General features: G+C 60.1%; 22 protein-coding genes. 18 read left to right on the forward strand and 4 right to left on the reverse strand.

What is annotated here, in order from left to right; genetic code table 11:
• Nucleotides 1-75 precede the first annotated feature (75 nt).
• Nucleotides 76-1470, reverse strand: a complete 1395-nt coding sequence (locus FP2506_RS05815) for a circularly permuted type 2 ATP-grasp protein (RefSeq protein ID WP_007066482.1) — start codon at nt 1468-1470, stop codon at nt 76-78.
• Between the two features lie 361 nt (nt 1471-1831).
• On the opposite strand from FP2506_RS05815, the gene FP2506_RS05820 reads away from it, so the two are divergent.
• The 6 genes from FP2506_RS05820 (at nt 1832) to FP2506_RS05845 (ending at nt 7342) form a co-directional block, all read left to right on the forward strand.
• Nucleotides 1832-2281, forward strand: a complete 450-nt coding sequence (locus tag FP2506_RS05820) for a flavin reductase family protein (RefSeq protein ID WP_007066483.1) — start codon at nt 1832-1834, stop codon at nt 2279-2281.
• A gap of 28 nt (nt 2282-2309) precedes the next feature.
• Nucleotides 2310-3245: an AAA family ATPase gene (locus FP2506_RS05825; RefSeq protein ID WP_007066484.1), complete on the forward strand. Its 936-nt coding sequence runs from the start codon at nt 2310-2312 to the stop codon at nt 3243-3245.
• 4 nt (nt 3246-3249) lie between these two features.
• Entirely contained in the window at nt 3250-4503 is a 1254-nt protein-coding gene (locus FP2506_RS05830; protein ID WP_007066485.1) for a vWA domain-containing protein, read from the forward strand.
• Nucleotides 4504-4650: 147 nt separating this feature from the next.
• The gene (locus FP2506_RS05835) at nt 4651-5010 is read left to right on the forward strand and encodes an XdhC family protein (protein ID WP_007066486.1); all 360 of its coding nucleotides are present in this window, start codon (nt 4651-4653) and stop codon (nt 5008-5010) included.
• Complete coding sequence (locus tag FP2506_RS05840) at nt 5010-5726, forward strand: XdhC family protein (RefSeq protein WP_007066487.1); 717 nt, start codon at nt 5010-5012, stop codon at nt 5724-5726. Before FP2506_RS05835 ends, FP2506_RS05840 begins: the two co-directional genes overlap by 1 nt.
• A complete protein-coding gene (locus FP2506_RS05845; RefSeq protein WP_007066488.1) occupies nt 5723-7342 on the forward strand; it encodes an NTP transferase domain-containing protein in 1620 nt (539 codons plus the stop codon). Before FP2506_RS05840 ends, FP2506_RS05845 begins: the two co-directional genes overlap by 4 nt.
• A gap of 135 nt (nt 7343-7477) precedes the next feature.
• On the opposite strand, the gene FP2506_RS05850 is transcribed toward FP2506_RS05845, so the two are convergent.
• On the reverse strand, nt 7478-7831 hold the full coding sequence (locus tag FP2506_RS05850) for a helix-turn-helix domain-containing protein (RefSeq protein WP_007066489.1): 354 nt from the start codon (nt 7829-7831) through the stop codon (nt 7478-7480).
• Between the two features lie 1252 nt (nt 7832-9083).
• On the opposite strand from FP2506_RS05850, the gene FP2506_RS05855 reads away from it, so the two are divergent.
• The 4 genes from FP2506_RS05855 to FP2506_RS05870 all read left to right on the forward strand — a co-directional run bounded on the left by FP2506_RS05855 (nt 9084) and on the right by FP2506_RS05870 (nt 13196).
• The gene (locus FP2506_RS05855; protein WP_007066490.1) at nt 9084-9938 is read left to right on the forward strand and encodes a universal stress protein; all 855 of its coding nucleotides are present in this window, start codon (nt 9084-9086) and stop codon (nt 9936-9938) included.
• 108 nt (nt 9939-10046) lie between these two features.
• Nucleotides 10047-11018 carry a Bug family tripartite tricarboxylate transporter substrate binding protein gene (locus FP2506_RS05860; RefSeq protein ID WP_007066491.1) on the forward strand — a complete coding sequence of 324 codons (972 nt, stop codon included), beginning with the start codon at nt 10047-10049 and terminating at the stop codon, nt 11016-11018.
• A 135-nt stretch (nt 11019-11153) separates the two neighbouring features.
• Nucleotides 11154-11657 carry a tripartite tricarboxylate transporter TctB family protein gene (locus FP2506_RS05865; RefSeq protein WP_007066492.1) on the forward strand — a complete coding sequence of 168 codons (504 nt, stop codon included), beginning with the start codon at nt 11154-11156 and terminating at the stop codon, nt 11655-11657.
• Between the two features lie 27 nt (nt 11658-11684).
• The gene (locus tag FP2506_RS05870) at nt 11685-13196 is read left to right on the forward strand and encodes a tripartite tricarboxylate transporter permease (protein ID WP_007066493.1); all 1512 of its coding nucleotides are present in this window, start codon (nt 11685-11687) and stop codon (nt 13194-13196) included.
• A gap of 106 nt (nt 13197-13302) precedes the next feature.
• Here the strand turns inward: FP2506_RS05870 and FP2506_RS05875 are convergent, their stop codons facing one another.
• Both FP2506_RS05875 and FP2506_RS05880 read right to left on the reverse strand, forming a co-directional pair.
• The gene (locus FP2506_RS05875; protein ID WP_007066494.1) at nt 13303-14277 is read right to left on the reverse strand and encodes a 2-dehydropantoate 2-reductase; all 975 of its coding nucleotides are present in this window, start codon (nt 14275-14277) and stop codon (nt 13303-13305) included.
• A gap of 22 nt (nt 14278-14299) precedes the next feature.
• A complete protein-coding gene (locus FP2506_RS05880) occupies nt 14300-15829 on the reverse strand; it encodes an acyl--CoA ligase (RefSeq protein ID WP_007066495.1) in 1530 nt (509 codons plus the stop codon).
• Nucleotides 15830-16744: 915 nt separating this feature from the next.
• On the opposite strand from FP2506_RS05880, the gene FP2506_RS18320 reads away from it, so the two are divergent.
• The 8 genes from FP2506_RS18320 to mazG all read left to right on the forward strand — a co-directional run bounded on the left by FP2506_RS18320 (nt 16745) and on the right by mazG (nt 25555).
• A complete protein-coding gene (locus FP2506_RS18320; RefSeq protein WP_244404127.1) occupies nt 16745-17725 on the forward strand; it encodes a septal ring lytic transglycosylase RlpA family protein in 981 nt (326 codons plus the stop codon).
• Between the two features lie 132 nt (nt 17726-17857).
• Nucleotides 17858-19048, forward strand: coding sequence for a D-alanyl-D-alanine carboxypeptidase family protein (locus FP2506_RS05890; protein ID WP_007066497.1), 1191 nt, complete (start codon nt 17858-17860; stop codon nt 19046-19048).
• 24 nt (nt 19049-19072) lie between these two features.
• A complete protein-coding gene (gene tmk / locus FP2506_RS05895) occupies nt 19073-19753 on the forward strand; it encodes a dTMP kinase (protein ID WP_007066498.1) in 681 nt (226 codons plus the stop codon).
• A 2-nt stretch (nt 19754-19755) separates the two neighbouring features.
• Nucleotides 19756-20811, forward strand: a complete 1056-nt coding sequence (locus FP2506_RS05900) for a DNA polymerase III subunit delta' (protein ID WP_007066499.1) — start codon at nt 19756-19758, stop codon at nt 20809-20811.
• 101 nt (nt 20812-20912) lie between these two features.
• Nucleotides 20913-22469 carry a methionine--tRNA ligase gene (gene metG, locus FP2506_RS05905; RefSeq protein ID WP_007066500.1) on the forward strand — a complete coding sequence of 519 codons (1557 nt, stop codon included), beginning with the start codon at nt 20913-20915 and terminating at the stop codon, nt 22467-22469.
• Nucleotides 22469-23266 carry a TatD family hydrolase gene (locus FP2506_RS05910; RefSeq protein WP_007066501.1) on the forward strand — a complete coding sequence of 266 codons (798 nt, stop codon included), beginning with the start codon at nt 22469-22471 and terminating at the stop codon, nt 23264-23266. Before metG ends, FP2506_RS05910 begins: the two co-directional genes overlap by 1 nt.
• A 5-nt stretch (nt 23267-23271) precedes the next feature.
• On the forward strand, nt 23272-24099 hold the full coding sequence (locus FP2506_RS05915; protein WP_007066502.1) for an MBL fold metallo-hydrolase: 828 nt from the start codon (nt 23272-23274) through the stop codon (nt 24097-24099).
• 481 nt (nt 24100-24580) lie between these two features.
• Nucleotides 24581-25555, forward strand: coding sequence for a nucleoside triphosphate pyrophosphohydrolase (gene mazG, locus FP2506_RS18940; protein ID WP_040489453.1), 975 nt, complete (start codon nt 24581-24583; stop codon nt 25553-25555).
• Nucleotides 25556-25827 lie beyond the last annotated feature (272 nt).

A 25827-nucleotide genomic window follows, 5' to 3' on the forward strand; every position in this document is an offset into this window, starting at 1 on the left:
TCCGTGTCTCGCGGCTTCATCGCATCGGTTTGCGCGGGCCGCCTGTCATCCTGCCGTTGGTGCTTGGTTGCGACCTCAGTCGCGCAGCACCCAGGTGTCCTTGGTGCCGCCGCCTTGACTGGAATTCACCACCAGAGAGCCCTCCTTCAGCGCGACGCGTGTCAGGCCGCCCGGAATGATTCTCACTTTGTCCGAGACGAGTACGAATGGGCGCAGATCGACATGGCGCGGTGAGAGCTTGTCCTTCGCCAGGATCGGCACGGTCGATAGGGCAAGGGTCGGTTGCGCGATATAATTCTGTGGGTCTTCCTTGAGTTTCTTGGCGAAGGCCTCGCATTCGGCCTTGGTCGAGGTCGGGCCGACGAGCATGCCGTAGCCGCCCGAGCCGTGCACTTCTTTCACAACGAGGTCGGCGAGATTGTCGAGCACGTATCTGAGGCTGTCCTCCTCGGCGCAGCGCCAGGTCGGAACGTTTTCCAGCATGGCCGGCTTGCCGGTGAAGAACTCGACGATTTCCGGCATGTAGGAATAGATCGCCTTGTCGTCCGAGATGCCTGTCCCCGGCGCGTTGGCGATCGTGACCGCGCCGCGCTTGTAGGCATCCATGATGCCCGGGATGCCGAGCATTGATTCCGGGTTGAAAGCTCTCGGATCGAGGAAGGCGTCGTCGATGCGCCGGTAGATCACATCGATCGGCACGTAGCCTTCGGTGGTTCGCATCTGAATGCGGCCGTCGATCTCGGCGACGTCCGAGCCCTCGATCAGTTCGACACCCATCTGGTCGGCGAGAAAGGAGTGCTCGAAATAGGCCGAATTGAAGATCCCGGGCGTCAGTACGGCGACCCGAGGTTTGCCTTCGCACATCGGCGGCGCGACGGCTTCCAGCGAGCGGCGAAGATGGTGCGGATAGGTTTCTACCGGCCGCACCCGGTTCTGCGCGAACAGCTCCGGGAACATCTGCATCATCGTCTCACGGTTCTCTATCATATAAGAGACGCCGGAGGGGGTTCGGGCATTGTCTTCGAGAACGTAGAACTGGTCTTCACCCGTACGCACGATGTCGGTGCCGATGATGTGGGTGTAGACTTTGCCAGGAGGCGTAAAGCCGATCATCTGCGGTAGGAAGGCATCGTTATCTTCAAGAAGACGGGCAGGGAGGATGCCGGCTTTCACCACCTCCTGATCGTGATAGATGTCGTGCAGGAAAAGGTTCAGCGCCTCGACACGCTGCTCGATGCCCTCAGCGAGCTTGTCCCACTCGTTCTTCGCCATGATCCGCGGCACCATGTCGAATGGGATCAGCCGTTCTGCAGCTTCCTGCTGGCCGTAAACATTGAAGGTGATGCCGGTGCGCCGGAAGAAGGTTTCAGCCTCGTTCGCCTTCGATGCCAGTTCGTGCGCGTCCTGATCCTTGAACCAGCCATGAAAGCTTTCATAGGGCTGCCGTACCTCGTCTTGATTCAGCAACATCTCGTCGAACGGTGGCACGGCGCGCTCCTTCGGTGATTAGTTTCACCTCACTATAGAAAGCGCGTCTCCGAACGAACAAGGGCGAGAGACGATGGTTTTTTGAGCAAAGAGGATGTTTGAACGGTCTTTCGGCGGGGTAATTCTTGGTGCGATGAGACTGCTGGCAGCGATTTATTGGCTTTCTTCGTACTGTCGACGCATCGTCTCCATTCGTCGAATAGGGCTTCCATCTGCACCGTAACCCGTGCCATTTCCGTGAGGACGCCTTATTTGCCGGGTCTGTACCCGAATGACATCCGCCGGAGCTTTACCGTTGCTGCAAGCGACTTCCCGGATCGACCCAGCTGAATATCGTACCGCCATGCGCCGTTTTGCTGCTGGCGTCTGCCTCGTCACAACGGACGGGGGGGCCGGACAACGCGGCCTGACGGTAACGAGCACCTGCTCGGTCTCGTCCGATCCCCCGACACTGCTCGTCTGTCTCAACACTGCAAGTGCTCTCAATCAGCGCTTCGAAGCGAATGGTTGCTTCGTCCTGAATGTCCTGAGTGCTGAGGATGAAAAGCTCGCCAAAGCCTTCGCTGGGGAGGGTAGCCTCGAACAAGAAGATCGATTCGCGCTGGGCAAATGGGCGAAGCTCGAAACCGGCGCTCCTGTTCTGAAGAGTGCCGCTGCCGCCTTCGATTGCCGGTTGGTCGATACTAAAGTCGTGGCCACCCACCGCATCATCATCGGTGAGGTTGTTGGCATTGCCGCCGATGCGCGGACGTCTTCTTTGGTCTACCTCGACCGGACATGGCATTCGCTCTAGCCTTCCCGCCCGCAACCGCGACAAAGAAATGGACGGATCTACCGACGTGACCAGAGCGCTGCCCGACAGCATCGATGCAACCGCAGAATTGCTCGGAGGGGAGGGGTATGTCGCGGATCGTTCACTCGCAACGGTCCTCTTCCTGGCGCTTAAAATGAAGCGTCCGATCTTCCTCGAAGGTGAGGCGGGCGTCGGCAAAACCGAGATCGCAAAGGTTTTGGCAAAAGGTCTCGACCGGCCGTTGATTCGGCTTCAGTGTTACGAGGGCCTCGACGTTTCTTCAGCGCTGTACGAATGGAACTACGCGGCGCAGATGATCGAGATCAGGCTTCGCGAGGCGTCCGGCGACACGTCGCGCGAGTCTGCGCGATCAGAAATCTTCTCTAACGAGTTTCTCATCCGGCGGCCGATCCTGCAGGCCATGGAGGGCGAGCCCGGACGCGCGCCGGTGCTGCTGATCGACGAACTCGATCGCACGGATGAAGCTTTCGAGGCGTTCCTCCTTGAGGTACTCGCCGACAATCAGGTGACCATTCCAGAACTTGGCACCATTCGCGCACCGGAACCGCCGATCGTTGTGATCACTACGAACCGCACACGCGAAATCCACGACGCTCTCAAGCGACGCTGCCTCTATCATTGGGTCGACTACCCGGAAGCCGACCGCGAATTGGAAATCGTCCGCCTCAAGGCACCGAACGCTAACGCGGACCTCGCGAAGGAACTTGTCGCGTTCGTTCAGCGGCTGCGCGAAACCGACCTTTTCAAGGCCCCGGGCGTCGCTGAGACGATCGATTGGGCCAACGCACTCACCGAACTTAACGCTGTCGCACTCGACCCGCGTTACGTCTCCGATACGCTTGGCGTGCTGCTGAAATATCAAGACGATATCCAGCGTCTTCAGCAGGGCGAAAGCACGCGCATCCTCGATGAGGTCAAACGTGACCTCAGGAACCAGTCCTGAGCGGATGACGGCGAACCAGCATAAAAGTATTGGTACTGAAATTTCCGAAGCCGACCCGGACGGACGGCTTGCCGATAACATCACTTATTTCGCGCGCGCACTGAGACGGGCAGGCCTTAAGCTCGGTCCTTCCGCAACGCTCGATGCGATCGAGGCTGTAAAGGCTTGTGGGTTCGGCTCACGCGACGACCTCTATTGGACTCTTCACGCCACGCTCGTCACCCGGCACGAGGATACGGCGGTCTTCGAGGAGGCCTTCCGGCTTTTCTGGCGCTCCCGTGAGTTGATCGAGAAGATGATCGCGATGTTCTCACCGAAGGCGCCGCCTCGCGAGTCCGAGAGGCAGAAGCCCAAGGCGGGATCGCAGCGCGCTTCTGACTCGCTCTTCGAAGGACAGGAAAAGCGGGTGACAAAGCAGGAAAAACCAGAGATCGAAATCGATGCATCAATGACGATGTCGGGCAACGAAGTCCTGCGAAGCATGGATTTTGCTCAGATGTCAGCATCCGAACTCGCGGCAGCTCAACGCGCTATCGCGAATCTCCGGCTGCCACGCGACCATGTCGAAACGCGCCGCTTCAAGTCCGATCCGCGTGGCCGCAAGATCGATGCCCAGGCCACTATGCGAGGTGCGATGCGCACCGGCGGCGATCTCATCTTGCCGCGATTTCGCTCCCAGCGCGTGGTTCAGCCGCCGTTGATCGTGTTGGCGGATATCTCAGGCTCGATGAGCCAGTACAGTCGCATTTTCCTGCATTTTCTCCACACGATCATGGAGAATCGCCGCCGAGTTCATGCGTTTCTGTTCGGTACGCGCCTCACCAACGTCACGAGGCAGCTGCGCCGGAAAGATCCGGATCAGGCCTTTGCCGAGTGCGCCGATACCGTCAAGGACTGGTCCGGCGGCACCCGCATTGCCGAGGCGCTGCACCGCTTCAATCGCGACTGGTCGCGTCGTGTGCTCGGACGCGGTGCGATTGTCCTCTTGATTACCGATGGCCTTGAGCGCGACAGCGCCATGAGCCTCGATGCGGAGATGGAGCGGCTCCATCTCTCCTGTCATCGGCTCATCTGGCTGAACCCGCTGCTACGCTACGAGGGCTTTTCCGCAAAGGCGAAGGGGGTGCGCACGATGCTGGACCACGTAGACGAATTCCGGGCCGTCCACTCTCTCGACGCCATGGCCGAACTCTGCGCTGCCCTTACCGCCGATGATCAAGAACGAAACGACCCGAAGGTTTGGCTTCGAGCTGCATAAGCGAATGTCGCGAGCTAGACGCGTCGTCTTTCGACGTATCGAGCGTTGAGAGCGTTTCATTCTGCAGTCACCAAACCTAGATCTGGCTCGGGATAGGAAGTCCGGCGCTTTGCCGGCTTCTCTGCAACCACGGATAAAGGTGGTGATATGAGCGCTGCGCCGCGGAAAAACGAGACATCTGGGATCGACGTCTCACACACCGACATCCTCGCGACAGCCGCCGACTGGGCAGCAATCGGCCGTAAGCTGGCGTTGGCCACAGTGGTCGAGACCTGGGGCTCGGCCCCGCGTCCGACAGGGAGCCATTTGGTGATCGACACCGAAGGCAATTTCGAAGGCTCCGTATCAGGCGGCTGTGTCGAAGGCGCCGTAATCACCGAGGCGATCGACGTCATTGAAAGCGGCAAGGGCAAGATGCTCGAATTCGGCGTCGCAGACGAGACCGCATGGCAGGTCGGCCTCTCCTGCGGCGGCCGCATCCGCGTCTATGTCGAACCGGTAGTTTGATGCGGCTCGATATCCTCACGACCGTCAATGCCGAGCGCGCCGCTCGCCGGGCCGTCGTCACAATCACCGACATCGCTACGGGCAAGCAGCGGGTGTTGCGGGAAGCCCAAATCGGGGCAGACCCGATGGCCGACGTCGTGGAAAAGGCGGTTCGGGCCGGTAAATCCGGTATGGTCGAGACCGAAAGCGGCGAAAGCTTCGTCAATGTCTATCTGCCACCGGTGCGCATTGTTCTGATCGGGGCCGTCCACATTTCGCAGGCGCTCGCGCCAATCGCGCGCATCGCCGGCTACGACGTCGAGATCATCGATCCGCGCACGGCCTTCGCGACGCCCGAGCGTTTCGCCGGCTTCCAGCTCGATGCCGATTGGCCGGACGTCGTCCTTAAGCAGCGTCCGCTCGATCCCTACACGGCGGTCGCGCTGATCACTCACGATCCGAAGATAGACGACGGCCCGCTGATAGAAGCACTGAAGACGGGCTGCTTCTATATTGGTGCGCTCGGTAGCCGGAAAACCCATGCGCGCCGACTAGAGCGCCTCCGGGAAGCCGGCATAGCCGACCACCTGATGGAGCGGATCGACGCGCCGATCGGCGCCGATATCGGCGCGTCAACGCCTGGCGAAATCGCGGTCGCCATCATGGCCTCGATCGTCGAGGCGTTCCGCAAGCGCAAGATGTTCGCCGATAAGCGGGGCGAGCAGGCGCCGCGATGAAGTTCGGCGAGATCGCGATCGACGAGGCCGAGGGAGCAATCCTCGCCCATGCGGCGAAGTCCGGAAGGCTCGACCTGAGGAAGGGAAGGCGCCTGACGGCAGAAGATGTCGCAGCGCTGCGTGAAGCCGATATGACGAGCGTGATCGCGGCGCAGCTCGACGCTGGCGATGTCGGCGAGGACGAGGCGGCCGCTTGGGTCGCCGCCGCGCTCCGCGCGCCGCATATGACGATCGGCCTTGCAGCGACCGGTCGCGTCAATATCCACGCCGACACGGCGGGCGTCTTCCGCCCGGACAAGGCATTGGTGGACGCGCTCAATGCTGTCGACCCGGGGATTACGCTTGCCACGCTCGGGGAAAATGCGGCGGTGCGCGCCGGCCAAATGGTGGCAACGATCAAGATCATCCCGCTGGCTGTGCCGGGATCGGCGCTCCAGAAGGCACTCGACATTCTTAATCGCGGACCGGCGATCGGGATCGCGCCGTTCGCGGCGCGGGCCGTCGCCATCATCCAGACGACCTTGCCGGCCACCGCGACGAAGATGCTTGAAAAGACGCGCCGCGTGACCGAAGACCGGCTAGCGCTCTCCGGCTCACGCGTCGTCGTTGAGACCCGCGTCCCACATCGCGCGACCGATCTAAGCGTAGCCATCGCCGAGGCGGCTTTGAAGAGCGATCTCGTCCTTGTCTTCGGCGCATCGGCGGTGATCGATCGCAGCGACGTCATTCCGGCCGCTATCGAGCAGGCTGGCGGCGAGGTCGACTATTTCGGCATGCCGGTCGATCCTGGCAATCTCCTGCTGGTCGGCCGGATCGGCAAGGTACCTGTCATTGGGGCGCCCGGCTGCGCCCGCAGCCCGAAGGAGAACGGCTTCGATTGGGTGCTGGACCGTATTATGGCCGGCATGGAGGTGACACCGAGCCTTCTCCAGTCATGGGGTGTAGGCGGCCTCCTCGCCGAGATCGAGACCCGTCCGCGTCCACGGCAGAGTGTGTCCGAGTCGATGACGCGCAGGGTCGACGCGATCGTTCTTGCGGCGGGCCGCTCTACGCGGATGGGCGAGCAGAACAAGCTGTTGGCCGAGATTGCACCGGGTCTACCGATGGTCCGCCACGCTGCGGAGACAGCGCTGAAGGCGAATGGCCTAAAGGCCGTTCACGTCGTGATCGGGCATCACTCGGACGAAGTTCGCCGCGCTCTTGTTGGGCTCGATGTCCAGCTGGTTGAAAATTCGCAATTCGCGGAGGGTCTCTCGACGTCCCTTCGCGCCGGGTTTGCCGCAGCCCGGGATGCAGACGGAGTCCTCGTCCTTCTGGCCGATCAGCCTTTTTTGAAGTCGCGCGATCTCGAGCGTCTTGTCGAGCGGTTCAAGCGGTCGGAAGGTCGTATGGTTGTAGCCGCAGCGGATAACGGCACTCGCCGGAATCCGGTGATCCTTCCTGCGCATACACGCGATGCGGTGGATCAGTTGACGGGAGACATCGGAGCGGCACCCATCATTGAGGCGATGACGGAAGCGCCGATCCTTATCGAGATCGGCGAGGCGGCTAGTTTTGATGCAGATACGCCAGATAGCCTGACAGAAGCGCAAAAACGCCTCGCCAGGGAGGCATAAGTTCCAAACCGCTGCGATCGCCGACGTACGTTGCGTCGCACGCGGCAGATTCATTCATCTAAAATCCCATGTCCGAGAGCGAAGTCCGGTGGGGCGAACCGGAGACAACTCCTTCGGTCATGTCCTGACCATTAATCAGGGCCGCGCCATCTCGTCGATCAGCGCTTCGAGTGCCTTCTTGCGGTCTGAGGCAAGCCTGTTGAACTTGCGTGCCATGCCAATATCGCGTGGGCTCGGGCCAATATCGCTTGGCTCATTGTCGGCCTCGTCGAAGAACCACTGAATTTCGCGACCGAGAATGTGCGCAATCTGGTGAAGGCGACCGGCTGAGACGCGATTGGCGCCCGACTCATACTTCTGTATCTGCTGCCAACTGATGCCAAGCTGCACACCGAGCTTTTCGCGCGACAGACCGGCCATCAAGCGTCCGAGCTTGATCTTCGCCCCCACGCTTTTGTCGATGTGCGAGGCCGCTTTCGTGTCGTACATTGTCTTGTCCTTTGTTCACTGCAGTCGGCTGGCGCTATATCGAAAAGCGACCGTGACCCTCTGCCAGCTCAACCGCACCATCCATTTGAGATGATATGGTAACACTTTTGGTCGTTTGGGAGTAGAAAGATCGTCGGGTGACCACCGTTTATCGATCGTCACGCGGTGAAAAAGCCGACCTCCATTCGACCGACTGCCATCATAGTAACGTTTACGACAACGTAAAGCGGTCGGCTCGCAAATCGCGCCTGCTATTGCTCGATGCGACTGAACACCTGCCGTTCAATCCGAGACGCTCCAGCCGACGACCGAAAGGTGATAGCGATAGTAAGTATCGGATCGATATCTGTAAATTCGGGTATGCATTTGCACTATGTGGCTACTTTGAGGTTAGACCAGCCGGTGAATGTGACCGATAAATTTTTTGTCCTGTCATCCTCAAAGACGGTTTTCCTGTTCTTGTTTTCCACAGTCACGGCTGCTCTGCTTCGTGCGAGGCATTCAAGACGAAAGTCATTCTTCTGAGAATCGCACTTCAAACAGCGCAGACAGAGCCAAATTGGCTCATTGATTCTTTCGTCCACTGAACATGCGTGATCAACGCCTATCTGATCGGTGCGGTATTGTATGACCGATAGGCCAGAATCTTGCCGAATTCGAAAGTCTCGTAAGAGATGATCTGAGCGATTTCAGTAGTTTGTACACCCGTTTCGATTACGAAATTGAACCCACAAGTGGGTTAAATCAAAATGCTTGCTGCAGAAGCTCAGGCTTGCGCGTTTTGAACCACGCTGGTGGTCGTTTTGGTCTTTTACTTTGCGAGCATACAGGTCGCATCAAGACGTCCCGAATTTCTTAAGCAGATACCAGCAGGCAATGCACGAGTGCATCAAGTCTTTCAGAAAGCAGTAACGCCGGCAGAAGAATTCGAGCCGACAAATAGGACATGAGACGCTGACGATGCAGTGGTTTGAACCGAACCGAGGAACCGGTTGCCCTCTACCCTGATGTGTAACCGGATAGACTTTCAATTGACTTTCGATTGACTCGGTTTCCGCCGCCAACTGGCTCATCAAGACTAACGCAGGCCCAGTCTAGCCGGATTTCACCTCCTGATCTGAAGCTTGGCTCAACGAGCTATCCAATCTGATGCCGATTAGCGAAAGCCTCGAGTGCCGAAGTAGGGTGAACTCGACTCAACATGAAATTCGACATAGCAGTGAACACCGTATTGGCCCCGAGGGAGGAGCATATGCTGGGCAAGATACTCGTGCCGGTTCGGGGCGACGGAATGGTCGCGACCGTTATGGGCCATGCGGCGGAACTGGCAAAGCGTCACAAGGCCCATGTCCTTGTCGTTCATTGCCGGCTGCAGGCGTCTGACCTGATTCCGCAGGAAGTCCTTTTGCCGCGTTTTGCCCGCCAGGCGATGGCACGCCAAGCTAGCGAACATGCCGACAGCCAGGAGAAGCACCTCCGCGGCGTGATGCATCGCCTCGCCCGGGATTTCGGTCTCGAGGAGGGACCGCCGCGAATTGGGGAGGCCGCTACCTGCGAGTTCGTCGAGGGCAGCAGCAAGATGGCGGACGTGATCAAGTACAACGGTCGTCTAGCCGATATGATCGTCGTCGCCAAACCGCAGCGCGAGCGCAATCTCGGGCAGAGCGAACTGAAGGCGGCGCTCTACGGTGCCGGGCGTCCGGTACTGATGTGCCCCGGGCAATTGACGCCCGACGAGACCTTCGGCCGCCATGTTGCGATCGGCTGGAACGGCTCCTTGCCGGCCTCTCGGGCGGTCTCGATGACGCTCGAAATTGTTGCCGCGGCCGAGAAGGTTACAATCCTGAGCGGCAATAAGGGCGAGCCGAACGGCGCCACCACGGAGGAACTTACTGCCTATTACGCCTTGCGCGGGATCGCTGCGCAGTCCTTGCGCTTCGAAGCGAAACGCGCGGCTAAAGCGCTACTGGAGAAGACGGCGGAGATCGGTGCGAGTCTACTGATCGCTGGCGCGTACAGCCACAGTCATGAAAGTGAGATGCTGTTCGGCGGAAACACACAAATTCTCGTAGACGAAACAAGACTACCTATTCTTATGGCTCATTAGACAAGATGCTTTTCCGAGGGTAAGACCGCCGAGCGATCTTCAAGAGGGCAGGAAACGAAAGAAGAGTTTGGAAAGCCCCTGCAGAAGGGGTTCAAGGGAGGAAAGTGAATGTTCAGCAAGAGAAAGTTCATGTGTCTTGCCGCGGCGGCGACGATGCTTGCTGCCATACCGGTCCAGGCGTTCGCGTCAGACTGGACGCCAAGGCGTCCGATCGACTTCGTCATCATGGCAGGTCCCGGCGGCGGCGCCGACCAGATTGCGCGCTTTATTCAGTCGGTCGTCGAAAAGAATGATTTGACGAGCCGGCCGCTCGTGCCGAACAACAAGGGCGGTGGCTCCGGCGCCGAGGCCTTGCTGCAGCTGAACAGCGCGCGCGACAAGGATCACACCCTCCTCGTCACGCTGAACTCTTTCTTCACGACGCCTTTGCGCCAAGAGGGCCTCGGCATCGACATTCAGACCTTCACGCCGGTTGCGATGATGGGTGTCGATCCGTTTGTGCTCTGGGTCCACAAGGACTCGGGAATCACCACTTTCGAACAGTTCGTCGAGAAGGTGAATGCCGACGACGGACAGTTCGTGATGGGGGGGACCGGCAAGGGTCAGGAGGATTCGATCGTCATCGCTTACATGTCGGGCGCTTACGATCTGAACATCAAGTATATTCCTTATGACGGTGGTGGCGCCGTCGCGAAGGATCTTGCCGGTAAGCAGATCATGGCGACTGTCAACAACCCGGCCGAAGCGAAGGGTTTCTACGAGAATGGCGATTTCGTGCCGCTGCTCGCTTTCTCGGATGAGCGCATGGACGCGTATCCGGATGTGCCGACGATGAAGGAGAAGGGGCAGGACTTCTCCTATTACAATCAGCGCGCAATCGTCGGACCGCCGGGAATGTCGGAAGAAGCAGCTGAATATTATCGCGATCTGTTCCAGACTGTTTACGAGAGCGAGGAATGGCAGAACTATCTGCAGTCCGAGAGCCTCTCGCCGCTGCCGATGAACGCGGAGGAGACCCGCGAGTATTGGACGAAACAGGTCGATAATCATCGCGAGCTGCTCGCCGAAATCGACGACTAACGCATCTCATCATGCGACCGGCGTTGCATTTGCAAGCGTCGGCGCGGATTGAACGAAAGAGCACCATCAGGCGATCTCACTTGTCGCCTGATGGCAGGGACCTGAAGGTTTCCATCGGGTTACGGGGGGACAGGAATGCGTATTGGCGAGATTTCCGTTGCGGGTATTCTTGCTCTCTTTTCAATTTATCTCATGATTAAAAGCGCGGAGCTTCCGATCGGCTACATCCGCGGGGAGGGACCCGGCGGCGGCGCGTGGCCCTTCTGGCTTTCCGCCGTCATGCTCATTTGCTGTGGCGTGATCGCGTTGAACTGGTGGCGGGGTACGAGCCCGCCCTCGCAGTCGGACGAACCGATGCTCGACGCGTTCGGCTGGCGTACTCTGGCGCTTGTCGGCGGCGGTTTGGTCGTATTCGTCGCGCTGATCAGCGTCGTGTCGATGTACGGCGCGATTGGCATTTTCCTGTTCTACTACATGCGGTTCCTCGGCCGCCACACGCTTCTTCTAACGTTGCCTGTCGCTTTGATTACTCCATTCGCGCTCTTTTTCTTTTTCGAAGGCGCGATGCAGATCTCCATGCCTCAGGGTATGCCATTCACCCAGCCGGTCTTCGACCTGCTTTACGACGTCATCTACTGACGCCCCGAGCGTTCGAGGAACCGTTTTATGGAAATATTGTCCTATCTCGTCGATGGCCTCCTTCTGGCACTGCAGCCTATCAATCTCGGGCTGATTGTCATTGGAGTCTCGGTTGGCCTGTTCATTGGCGCCATGCCCGGTCTAGGTTCGGTGAACGGTGTCGCAATCCTATTACCGATTACGTTCTTGGTGCCGCCTGGTTCGGCGATCATCTTCCTCGCAGCAATCTACTATGGTGCGATGTACGGTGGTGCCATTTCTTCGGTCACTCTCGGCATTCCTGGCGCATCGACGGCGGTAGCAACGACGTTTGATGGACGCCCTCTGGCCCTTCAAGGACGTGCAAGCCTAGCGTTGGTGACGGCCGCATTGGCGTCGTTCGTGGGTGGTAGCGTCGCCAACGTTCTTTTTACGCTGTTCGCACCACCGCTCGCTACACTCGCCCTTTCCTTCGGTCCGCCTGAGATCTTCGCGCTCATGCTGCTCGCATTCGCGACCTTCGTCGGCCTTGGTGGTGACGACATCGCGAAGACCGTGTTTTCGATTTGTATTGGCCTGGTATTCGCGTCGATTGGTTTTGATCAGATCTCTGGTCAGCCGCGGCTTGTCCTCTTCGATATATCCGGTTTTCTGCACGGAATCGGCTTCATCGTGCTGGCGATCGGTGTCTACGGCATCGGGGAGATGATTTGGACAATTGAGCAGACGCGCGGTGAAGTGACTACCACAACGCCGCGAATGAGTGTTGCCGGCATGATCTCCGATACGCGCGAAGCGGTGAGAAGAGGCTGGAAAGGAACGACGATCGGCTCGTTCCTGGGTTTCTTCGTCGGCGTTTTGCCGGCTGCGGGAGCGACGCCAGGATCGTTGATGGCCTATGGGGTCGCGAAGCTGGTCTCCAAGACCCCGCGGGAATACGGCAAGGGCAGCCCGGATGGTGTCGCGGCACCGGAAGCGGCCAACAATTCCGCCTCCACCGGCGCGATGCTACCAATGCTGACACTCGGTATTCCCGGTTCACCGACCACCGCGATCCTGCTGGGCGGCATGGTGATCTGGGGACTGGTGCCGGGCCCGCAGCTCTTCGTCAACGAGACCGAATTCGTCTGGGGCCTGATCGGATCCTTCTACATCTCCAACTTCGCGGCGTTACTGATCAATCTCGCCTTCATCCCGCTCTTCATCTGGATGCTGCGGATGCCGTTCACAGTGCTCGCGCCGATGATCTTCGTCCTGTCGATCATCGGCGGCTTCGCCGCGACTCGAGACATGCACGACATTTGGCTGATCGTGATCTTCGGGCTCGGCGCATTCTTCCTTCGAAAGTTCGATTATCCACTGGCGCCGGCGGTACTGGCGATCGTTCTCGGCCCCATCGCCGAGCCGACCCTCCGCCAGTCGCTGCTTCTGTCGTCTGGCGATCCGTCTATTTTCTTCACACGTCCGATTGCAGGACCGATCACCATCATCGCCCTGGTTCTGATTTTCCTTCCGGCGTTAAAGTTTTTCCGGCGGAACAAATCGACCGAGAGTAGCTGAAGACGGTCATGTTCCGTCTGAGGGCTTCGTGCGAACACGATCGACGAGGAATCGTCAATCGTGACGTAATCCTCTGCGAGACAACCCTGGCGAACCGACCTTCGGTTCAGTAGAGCCCCGCGACCTTCGCCCTTAGCTGCACCAGCGCCAGCACCGTGTCGATCGTCGGGGTTGGCGTATCGATGATGCGGCCGAGTTCTTGGACGGAGGCGACAAGGGCATCGATCTCCATGGGGCGGCCGGTGTCGAGGTCCTGCAGCATCGAGGTGCGGTGCGCGCCGACCTCGGCGCCGCCTTCAATGCGGCGGTCGACATCGATGGGGAACTTCACGCCGAGCTTTTCGGCGATCGTCTGGGCTTCCAGCATCATGTTTCGCGCCACCGCGCGCGTACCGGCGTCGTTGCAGAGGACGTCGAGGGTTGCATGGGTGAGGGCAGAGATCGGGTTGAAGGAAAGGTTGCCCCACAGTTTGACCCAGATCTCGTCACGGATCTTCGGGCGCACCGGCGCCTTTAGGCCGGCTGCCGTCAGGGCTTTCGACAGGGCCGTCGCCCGCTCCGACTTCGAGCCGTCCGGCTCGCCCAGCGAGAACCGGTTGCCCTCGATATGCTTGACGATCCCAGGCTCGATCACTTCGGCGGCCGGATAGACGACACATCCGAGCACCCGGTCCGGGCCGAAACCGTTCCACTGTTTGTCGCCCGGATCGACGGTCTGAAGGCGGGTGCCCTCGTGCTCGCCGCCGCTCTTATGAAAGTACCACCATGGCACTCCGTTGACGCCTGACACGATCGTCGTGTTTTCGCCGATGAGGGGCTGCATCTTGTCGACAACCGGCGGCACGGAATGAGCCTTCAGCGTCACGATCACGTAGTCCTGCGGCCCGAGATCGGCGGGGTTTTCAGACGCCGTGACCTGGACGATGGTCTCGGAACCGTCCTCGATCAGCTTTAGGCCATTTTCGCGCATCGCCTTGAGGTGCGGCCCGCGCGCGACGAGACTGACGTCGGCACCTGCCTCGGCGAGCTTTGCGCCCATATAGCCGCCGATCGCGCCGGCTCCGAACACGCAGATCTTCATGACTTGTCCTCGCCGTTCCGAATTAAGCCCCAAGACCCAGCTTTTCGGCGAGGCCGATGCGCTGCAACTTTCCGGTCGCTCCCTTCGGGATCTCGTCGAGAATCACCACCTTGCGCGGCACCTTGAAGGGCGCGAGTCGCTCGGCAGCGAAATCGCGGATGGCCCGCTCGTCGGCTGTCTCGCCCTCTTTGAGGACGACAGCGGCAGCCACTTCCTCGCCGAGCTTTTCGTGGGGCAGGGCGAAGGTCACGACCTGCGCCACCGCCGGATGGTCGGAAAGGATGCCGTCGACCTCCAGCGGGCTGATCTTCTCGCCGCCGCGATTGATGATTTCCTTCAGGCGCCCGGTGAGGGTGAGATACCTGTCTTCGTCGAAGACACCCTGATCACCCGTCCTAAACCAGCGCTTGCCATCGGCCTCGAAGAAGCTCTTGGCGTTGGCGTCCGGATTACCCTCGTAGCCCGGTGTCACGTTGGGACCGGAAATGACGACTTCGCCGGTGCCGTCGATGAGATGATCCTCCGCCTCGTGGGCAATCGCGACTTCCGGGCCTGCGGCGAGCCCGACGGCACCAGGCTTCTGCTTGCCGGGTTCGATCGGATTGCAGCACATCTGGTGGGTCGCCTCGGTCATGCCATAGGCTTCGACGACGGGCGCACCGAAGGTATCCAACAGCTTTTTCATCACCGCGCCGGGCAGGGAAGAAGAGGAAGAGCGCAGGAAGCGCAGGCGCGCCTTGCCGATCACCTCGGCGTTGCGTCCCGCACGGGCCAGGATCGTTTGGTGCATGGTCGGTACGGCCGTGTACCAGGTGGGATCGACCGCTTCGAGCCAGCCGAAGAACTTCAGTGCATCGAAGCCCGGCGTGCACGAGATCGATGCACCCGCCGCAAGTGAAGTGGTGACGGCGGCAATCAAGCCGTGGATGTGGAACAGCGGCATCAGGCCCAGGCAGCGATCGTCCGGCGTGAGCTGCAGCGATTTCTGGATGTTCGCGGCCGATGCCGCCACGTTGGACTGAAGCAGCGGCACGATCTTCGGACGTGACGTCGTACCCGAAGTATGGAGGATAAGCGCGACATCGTCCGGCCCGGGCAGGGCGTCCGGCGCGGCTTCAATGCCCGTCGCGGCGGTTGAGAGTGCGAAAGTACCCGCCGGGCCATCGGCATCCGGACTCAGTTCAATGACAGTCAGCCCGAACTTGTCGGCGGCGCTCCGGGCAGGACCAGCGTAGCCGGCTTCGACGATGATCGCCTTGGCCTTCAGATCCTCCAGATAGAAGGCGAATTCCTCCTCCTTGTAGGCCGGGTTGAGAGGGGCGGTGGTAGCGGACTGTGCGACCGTTATGAACGCGACTGCCATGTCCGGACCGTTCGGCAGGACAATGGCAACCCGATCGCTTGCACCGACGCCCGAGCGCCGAAGAGCCGCGCGAACCGTTTCGGTCTGTTCGCGAAGGGCTCCGTAGGAGAGCCATTCGCGGCCGGGCGCGCCAATTGCGGGAGCGGTCTCGGGATGGGGCTTGATCAATTCTGCAATGGTTCGCGCCATAGTTCTCTCAACGCTGGGGAATCTCTAGGTCGACGGCGAAAGAATCGATATCGACCCAAATTCTCGGATGTACAGGCGGTTCGGGTTACCATGAATTCTTCAGAATTTGCCACCTTTGCAGTTAGGCCTGCCAACTGGAAGCGGGAAGTGCCTCGACGCTTCCTGAACAATCGGTCGCTTTAATACAGAGTGGCTGTGTCACACCAGGTGGTTGCAGATCGGAACGGCGACTGCCGAATGTTTGTTATTGGAACTCGCTGAGGCTGCTTCTGTCGAACTAGCACCTCCGGAATCGAGCGATACCGAGCACGTGAACGAACTCTTAAGACTTCAGGTGAATTCTAGCAGGGCTGGGCGCCGTTGCAGCGAAACCACAGACCGGAAATGAAAGCGCGCTTGTTGCTCTCCTCAGCATATGCGCCAGGGTCGCGCTGAATTGCCCGCGAATTTTTCTGGGATCTGCGTTTGCTTTTTCATCGAAATTTAAATGGTGCCGGTCAATCGCCATTCGGAAAATGGACGTCCGATCATCGCCTTAGAACAAACTGAATGCCGATTTTTTTGCAAATGGAAGTCTGCCGGTCTGTCCTCAGCGCAAGCAGTCGAAGGAGAGATCTTGGCAAGGTTCAATCGTCATTCTTCGTGGCCCGCCGACCCTCACGACATTTGGTCTATGACCATGCTGGTCGCTGTTGTCGCTTGATCCGCAATAGTCCGCCTTGTTAAAGAATTGGTCCGGTCGCGGGCCTTGAAAGTGGGGACTTTCTGAAAGGGCACGCTCGAAGAGTGCTGAGAGGGAAAACGCGTATGGTTTCCAGCGCTGCGACGGCACGTCGTCGACAGATAATGCTCGCCTCACTTCTAGGGCTTGGGCTCGGATTGGTTGGCTGCCAGGATAAGAACGCGGGCGGCGCGATGGATGAGATCGCAACGGACGTGAAGTTCGACGAGGCGACATACGGCGTACCCGCTTCGCCACGGATGGCCGAAAGCACCGCGAGAAACATCAAGAAGGGCGGGGGACGCTCTCAGGTCGGCAAGCCCTACAAGATAAAAGGGAAATGGTACTATCCGAAGGATGACCCCGGCTATGTGGCCTCGGGAATGGCGTCCTGGTACGGACCAAATTTTCATGGCCGTCTGACCGCCAATGGGGAAACCTACGACATGCACCACCTTTCGGCGGCGCATAAAACCTTCCCGCTTCCATCCTATGCGATGGTCACGAATCTAGAAAACGGCCACCGTGTGAAAGTTCGTGTCAACGATCGCGGGCCATTCGCTCACGCACGCGAGATCGACGTCTCCAAAAAAGCTGCCGAGCTCCTCGATTTCAAGCGTAGCGGTACGGCCGAGGTGCGCGTCGAATATCTTGGCCGCGCGCCGCTCGAAGGCGACGACAGCCAGATGCTGCTCGCAAGTTACGCGCCGGGAGAGTCCGCTGCGGGTAGTATAATGGTGGCATCCTCCGAGGCGCGCGGGAACGGCTTGGCAAGCGCGGCTTCCTACGACGGATCGTCCAAAGCTCCGGTTCCTGGCACACGGCCCATGCAGACGCTCTTTCAGAACCAGCCTTCGCGGACCGGCGATATGATCGACGCGCTAAGCTCGTTCCGGAGCGAGGAAAGGCGGTCCGGGGCAACCAAGGCGCTCGAAGCACTTGGCGCTGCAAGCGCGCCCAAAAACGAAGAGATTCACCTCGGAACGATCGACCGCAGGCTGATGGCAAAGGTTGCCGATGTAATCGGTGTCGGCTCCACTGCACGCGCGGAGGCGACCAATCGACCTAACCTCGTCTCTGCCACTGTGACGGCAGCGCCGCGAGTCGACAAGGATCGATTGCTGAAGAAGCTCTGGTCGGCCGGTTTCAGCGACGCTTTTCCGATCCGTGATTGAGCAACGGTACCCTCCGGCAGCTTTCTTAAGGGATGACCGGACTTGCAGCTTTCGCTAGCGGGGTAGGGGGGATAAGAAGGAAGCGATCTCCTTACCGCCGCTCCTTACGTTGCACCGATGATGCCATTTCGAATGAATATCGCCAGACCGCTGCTAGCGGCGTTCGCAATCCTTTCACTGACGAGCCACGTAACACAAGCGCAGGAGGGCGCAGCTGCGAACGCCTACGGTCTGCAAACGGAGGCACCCCGAGCCCTCCTCGTCGAAGACCGAACCGGCACCGTCATCCTCGACAAGAACGCGTCCGAGCCCTTTGCGCCGGCCTCGCTCGCCAAACTCATGACGATGGAGATCGTCTTCGAAGCGCTGAAGGCGGGCGAGATCTCAATGTCGACGGAATACGCCGTGACGGAACATGCCTGGCGAACCGGCGGCGCTCCGTCCGGCGCTGCGACGATGTTCGCGGCCATCAACTCCAGGATACCGGTGGCCGATCTCATTCGTGGTACGATCATCCAAGGCGCGAACGACGGGGCAATCATCCTCGCCGAGGGTATGTTTGGTTCCGAGGAAGAATTCACCGAGCGGATGAATGCGCGGGCCGAAGAACTCGGCCTCGACGATACGCGCTACGCCAATCCGACGGGCCTGCCGACGGAGGAGGGCGAGCAGCAGACGACGGCACGCGATCTTGTGACGCTGACCCGTCATCTGCGTTCCGAACACCCGGAACTCTACAAGATCTACGCCGAGCCGGCTTTCGAGTGGAACAAGATTTTCCAGCGCAACCGCAACCCGGTGCTACGTGAGGAACTGGGCGGGGAGGGCGTCGGCACCGGCTATACAGAGGCGAGCGGCTATTCGCTGATGGGCGCGGCCTCGAAGGGCGGGCGGACGTTCCTGGTCGCGCTTTCTGGACTGGAGAGCAGCGCAGCCCGCGAAGCAGAAGCACAGCGTCTCTTGGAATTCGGCTTCGACAGACTGATCGAGGCTGATGTCCTCGAGGCTGGCGCTAAGCTTGGCGAAGTCCCGGTCTTCAACGGCGTGGTAGAAACAGTGCCGGTCCGGATCGACCAACCGATTGCAATTTTGCTTCCCGAGGAAGCGCTTGAAGAGGTGAGCGCCCGTCTGCGCTTCGAAGGTCCTGTCATCGCGCCGGTAGAGCCGGGAGACCGGATCGGGCTGGTCGATATTCAGGTCTCGGGCGAGACGGTCTACAGTCAGGCCATATTCGCGGCCGCGCCAGCGCCGGTGGGCAGCTTCGCCGAGCGCGCGAGCGGCGCTCTTTCGGAACTGGCCTTCGGCTGGACACGTTCGTTCTAGGCTGAACGACAGACGGGAGCATCGGTGGCCGGAAAATTCATCACGTTCGAAGGCGGCGACGGTAGCGGCAAGACCACCCAGGTATTACGCTTGGCCAAAATGCTTCGAGAATACGGTTTCGACGTGGTGACGACCCGCGAGCCAGGCGGCACTCCAGGCGCCGACGCTATCCGCCATGTCGTTCTTTCAGGCGCAGCGAGGGATTTCGGCCCCAACATAGAGGCGGTTCTCTTTGCCGCGGCCCGTGCTGACCATCTAGACAAGGTGATCCGTCCGGCACTGGAGGAGGGCGCGATCGTCATATGCGACCGTTTCCATGACTCGACGCGGGTCTATCAGGCCGCCACAAAGGATCTCGACCTCGCCTTTCTCGATAGGCTGGAGACGGCGACGCTCGACGGCGTCGCACCGGATCTCACCATTATCCTCGATGTTCCGGCCGAGCTCGGTTACGAGCGGGCAAAGGCGAGGCGCTCAGAAGCTGAGGCCGATCGGTTCGAATCCGACGCACTCGATGTCCATGCCGAGCGTCGCGAGCGTTTCCTGGCGATAGCCGAAGACGAACCGGACCGTTGTGTTGTTATCGACGGGAGAGGCGAGGAAGAAGAAATTGCGGAGGATATCGTCGCCGCCCTTGAAGACCGGCTCGGTCTGAAACCGGAGGACGAAAAGGCGGAACGCGCTAGCGAGACCGTATCCGGCTGATCATGGATATCGCGACCCAGGCCGAACATGACGACCTCGACGGGGTGCCGCCGCCGAAGGCGCAGACGTGCCTGATCGGCCATTACGACATGTTCGAAGAATTCCGCTCCGCGTTCGCCGGCGGTAGGCTCCATCACGCCTGGCTGCTCCAGGGACCGCGCGGCGTCGGCAAGGCGACGACCGCTTTCGCCTTTGCGCGCTTGCTACTTGGCGTGGAGCCGGTAGTGTCGAGGGAAGCTGTCACTTTCCCGGATCAGGGTGCAGTGACGCGGCAGATTGCGACCGACGCCCATCCCGGCTTGATCCACGTCACACGGGCTGCGCAAGAGCGAGGGACCGGCTTCCGCAGTCAAATCACCGTGGATGAGGTTCGGCGGCTCGCGCGTTTCTTCCATGCGACCGGGGTGCAGGACGGTTATCGAATTGCGATCATTGATCCGGCTGACGATATGAATCGCAACGCGGCGAATGCGCTTCTCAAGATGCTTGAAGAGCCGCCGCGCCGGGCGGTCTTTTTCCTCATCAACCATGCGCCCGGCCGCCTCCTGCCGACTATCCGCTCGCGCTGCCGATTCTTGCGCTTCGCCGAACTCGGCGACGAGGCACTGCTTTCCGCGATCCGAACCGTGAAGCCTGATGCGGCGTCCGAGAATGCTGACGTCCTTGTGCATGCGGCCGAAGGGTCGGTGCGTCGAGCGCTACAGATTGCCGAATACGGCGGTGTCGAGATACTCAAGGTGCTGGAACCGCTGCTCGCCGCCCATCGCCCGGACTGGAACGCTATGGGCTCTATGGCAGATCAGCTGTCGATGCGGGGGCGCGAAGCTTCCTACGATCTTGCGGTGGAAGTGATCACCTCGACTATTGCCAAGGCGAGCGAGGCTGCGCTGAGGACAGGGGCGCCCGCCCGTGCCGCCGAACTCTCCGCCCTCTGGCAGAGCGAGAAGAACCGGATCCGCGAAGCTGCTGCCTACAATCTCGACCGCAAACAGGTGCTGCTGACGCTCTACGATCGCTTCCATGAGGCGAATTCAAACGAGCATGCCGACCGTGCCTGACGAAGGGGGAACAGCGAGCGGCGCGCTTCATTGAGGCCGGCGCGCTTTTGGTCTATCCCGCGCTCAATCGATGCCAATCCTCAAGAGACTCAATCCCACCTATGGCCGAACGGTATTATCTGACCACCGCGATCTCGTATCCGAACGGCAAGCCGCATATCGGGCACGCCTACGAACTGATCGCGACGGATGCACTAGCACGTTTCAAGCGGCTCGACGGCTATGACGTCTTTTTTCTGACGGGCACCGACGAGCACGGCATCAAGATGCTGCAGAACGCTCGAGCGCAGGGATTGACGCCGCGCGAGCTCGCCGATGCGAACTCGGCAGAATTCCAGCGTATGTCGGCTGCTCTCGGCGGCTCGAATGACGACTTCATCCGCACCAGCGAGGCGCGCCACAAGATCGCTTGCCAGGCGATCTGGAAGCGGATGGAAGAGGCGGGCGACATTTACAAAGACGCCTATTCCGGCTGGTACTCGGTGCGAGACGAGGCCTATTACGGCGAGGACGAGACCCATATCTCAGAGGATGGCACCCGGATCGGTCCGCAAGGCACGCCGGTCGATTGGATCGAGGAAGAGAGCTATTTTTTCCGCCTCTCGAACTTCCAGGATCCGCTCCTGAAGCTCTACGCGGAAAACCCGGATTTTATCGGTCCGAACGAGCGGCGCAACGAGGTCATCTCCTTCGTCAAATCCGGTCTTCGCGATCTCTCGATCTCGCGCACCACGTTCGACTGGGGCATTCCGGTGCCGGGCGACGAAAAGCACGTGATGTATGTCTGGGTCGACGCGCTCACGAACTATCTGACGGCGACGGGCTATCCAGAGGACGGGAACGGGGGGCGTACCGAATTCTGGCCGGCGGACCTTCATGTAATCGGGAAGGACATCACGCGTTTTCATACCGTCTACTGGCCTGCATTCCTGATGTCCGCTGGCCTGCCGCTCTGCAAACGCGTCTACGCTCACGGTTTTCTCTTCAATCGCGGAGAGAAGATGTCCAAATCGGTCGGCAATGTGATCGACCCCTTCGCGCTCGTCGACACCTATGGGCTGGACCGTCTTCGCTATTTCCTGTTGCGTGAAGTGCCGTTCGGCCAAGACGGCAACTACTCGCACGACGGCATCGTCAACCGGACCAATTCCGAGCTCGCAAACGATCTCGGCAATCTCGCCCAACGATCGCTGTCGATGGTCGCCAAGCACTGCGAGGGTAGGGTGCCAGATCCGGGTGCCTTCACGGAGGCCGATGAATTGATCCTGAAGGCGGCGGGCGATCTCTTGGCGCAATGCCGCGAGGCGGTTGAAAAACAACAGCTTCATCAGGTTCTGGCAGCGATTATCGGAGTCGTGAGCCAAGCCAACCGGTATTTCGCCGGCGAAGAACCTTGGGCTCTGCGCAAGACGGATTTCGATCGGATGCAGACGGTGCTTTATGTCACCGCGGAAGTTCTGCGGACGGTCGCCATCCTGCTGCAGCCGTTCACGCCGGAGAGCGCTGGAAAACTCCTCGACATTCTCGGCGTCCAAGAGGACGATCGTGGTTTTGACGAGTTGACGAAGGGTACGCGTTTGGCGCCAGGCGCGTCTCTACCCGCCCCGAAGCCGATCTTCCCACGATTTGTCGAAGAAGAAGCGACGGCCGCGAGCTGATGTTCATTGTCGACAGTCATTGCCATCTGGATTTTCCCGATTTCGAGGAAGACCGCGACGCGTTGATCGAGCGGGCGAGCACCAATGACGTACGCCTCTTCGTGACGATCTCGACCAAGGTCGCGAAGATCGAGCGGCTACTCGATCTGACGCGTCGCTATGACAGCGTCTACGCCTCCGTTGGCACCCACCCGAACTCGGCTGACGAGGAGCCGGACGTGCCGACTGAGATTCTGGTAGACATTGCTAACAGCCATGCCAAGATCGTCGCGATCGGCGAGGCGGGGCTCGACTACCACTACGATCGGGCTCCCCGCGACGTGCAGAAGGCCGTCTTCCGCCGGCACATCGCGGCAGCGCGTGAGACCCAGCTTCCGCTGGTCATCCATGCGCGCGATGCCGACGATGACGTTGCAGAAATTCTGCGCGATGAAAGCGGGAAGGGGGCTTTCTCGTTCATCCTGCACTGTTTTTCTTCCGGCCGCGCGCTCGCCGAGACCGGGCTCGAACTGGGCGGTCACGTGTCTTTCTCGGGCATCCTGACCTTCAAAAATTCGTATGAACTCCGATCGATCGCGGCCGATGTGCCAATGGAGCGGCTGCTCGTCGAAACCGACGCGCCCTATCTCGCGCCGACGCCTTATCGCGGCAAGCGGAACGAGCCAGGCTATACGCGCCACACGGCGGAGGTGCTTGCGGACGTCAAGGGCGTTCGGCTGGACGAGATCGCTCAGGCGACCTCCGACAACTTCTTCAGGCTGTTCACCAAGGTGCCGGACCCCCGGCCCTCAACCTAGACCAAATGGCTGACGCAGACCCAGGCACGTGGCTGCGGCTGACGATCCTCGGCTGTTCGTCATCGCCCGGCGTGCCGCGCATATCCGGCGATTGGGGCAATTGCGATCCGGCGAACCCGAAGAACCGGCGCACGCGGACAGCGGCGCTGATCGAACGCGTTTCTCCCACTGGCATCACCCGGGTCGCGATAGACTGCGGACCGGATTTCCGCCAGCAGATGCTGTCGGCAACCGTCGACCGGCTCGACGCGATCATCCTCACGCATGCTCATGCCGACCACATCCACGGCATCGACGATATACGAGGGTTCACGCAGCTCCAGGGCAAACGCATCCCGGTCTTCGGCGATGTCGATACGCTCGCCCGCGTAAAGGAAGCCTTTGGCTACATCTTCAAGACGCCGCGCGGAAGTTTCTATCCGCCGGTCGGCGAAGCGCAGGTCATAGATGCGGGCAGGGCATTCGCAATCGACGGCCCTGGCGGCGCGCTGCGGATCCTGCCGCTGACGCAGAACCATGGTTCGATCACATCGCTGGCCTTTCGTTTCGGATCGCTCGCTTATTGCACTGATGTCAGCGATATCCCGCCGGAGACCGAGGCGCGGCTTCAGGACCTCGACCATCTGGTCCTAGGCGCGCTGCAGTACCGGACCCATCCGAGCCATTTCTCGCTGGATCAGGCGCTCGGCTGGATCGAACGTCTCGCACCGAAAGCCTCGACGCTCACGCATATGCACACGCCGCTTGATTATGAGACTGTGCAGCGGGAGACGCCGGATCATGTGGAACCCGGCTACGACGGACTGGTGATCGAGGTCCCGCTGCAGGAGTGAACCTCAGTCCGTTGAGCGGGACGGTCCTGAAGCAAGAGCGTTTAAGGGCCCGAAGCCGTAATCGCCGGAAAGCGATCGGAGAGGACGCAAGCGCCGAAACGAGACTGAATGCCCAGGTGCAAAAGTTGCATAATATAGATTATGGAACTGCCGCGAGCAGGGGAACGCGCGTGCGGCGGTTTCGTTAACCACGATCTTCCCCGCGCCTGCGCTATAGCTTTATCAGCCGGCATACCCATCGGAACCTGCTATTTGGTTACCGCCTCGGATTAACGTCGCGAACCGGGTCAGAGCCTGCGAACGATCTGTCCGGCGGAGACGCCGCTTCGACGTATGCCGGGCCACCCAGATCCGACCGGTCAGGCTTCCCGCATCCGTCGCCGCGCCACGTGCTTTTCAGTGGAAAGCTCACCGACGCGGGTTGATGCCGCCGCACATCCGCGTCTTCGTCTCGATACCTAAGCCGATGGAGCCGCAGCCCATGGAACCCGCCCGCGACATCTCCCGCCTGATCGAGATCATGGCTGCGTTGCGCAATCCGGACGGTGGCTGCCCCTGGGATCTTGAGCAGGATTTCGGGACCATCGCACCTTACACGATCGAGGAAGCCTACGAGGTGTGCGACGCGATCGAGCGCGGCGACCGGATCGACCTGAAGGAAGAGCTCGGCGATCTCTTGCTCCAGGTCGTCTACCACGCGCAGATGGCAAAGGAAGCTGGTTGGTTCACCTTCGAGGACGTTGTGGAAAGCATCACCAAGAAGATGATCCGCCGCCATCCGCACGTCTTCGGCGATGCCGAAGCGCGATCGCCCGGCAGCGCGAAGGGCCAGTGGGAGCGCATAAAGGCCGAGGAAAAGGAAGAAAAAGCCGCAGAAAGGGCAATAATCCTAGGACAGAATACCAATTCGGGCGGCGAGGGGTTTCTGGATAAAGTTCCTAGCGCCTTCCCTGCCCTGACGCTTGCCCTCAAGATTCAGAAAGAAGCTGCCAAGGTGGGCTTCGACTGGTCAGAGCCTGAGCCGATCTTCGCCAAGATCGAGGAGGAGATTGCGGAGTTTCGTGAAGAACTTGGAATGTCGAATGGCTATCAGGAGGCAAGCTCCAATAGAGATATCGAGCCACCGCGCGCGGACCGCGATGCCGCGCCGTCGAATGGTGCGCCTGCGGACGCCGATCTGCTACTGTACCACGAACGGGCCGGTGATCGGGTAGACGCCGCTCGCGGCCGCCGCGAAGAGGAACTCGGCGACCTCATCTTTTCGGTCGTCAATCTCGCACGCTACTACGACGTCGATCCCGAAAAGGCGTTGCGCGGGTGCGTCACCAAGTTCCGCAACCGCTTCGACCACATCGAAACCGCCCTCGCCTCGGAAGGCAAATCGCTTCAGGACGCGAGCCTCGACGAGATGGAGGCGCATTGGGTGGCGGCGAAGACGCCGAGACTGCCGCGTTGAGCAGAGCCCACGGGCGCAGGCTTCGGCTATCTGTTGGAAGCGAGAATCTTCCTATGCATCGAGCGCCATCAAGGAGCCGGCACCTTTGATGAAGCCGCTCAGGATCGCAGTATTGGGTTCAGCCGAAAACTGCTGGTGCATATGTTCAGCGGGACGCCTCCCGATCCCTTGAGACGAATTGGATTGAGCTAGCGGACCGGGTAGGAATTTAGTCTATTGAGGACCCGTCATGGATCGCGGGTCAAGCAAAAAGAGCCATCTCGAGCCCTTCT

The organism is Fulvimarina pelagi HTCC2506 (assembly GCF_000153705.1).
Lineage (GTDB): Bacteria > Pseudomonadota > Alphaproteobacteria > Rhizobiales > Rhizobiaceae > Fulvimarina > Fulvimarina pelagi.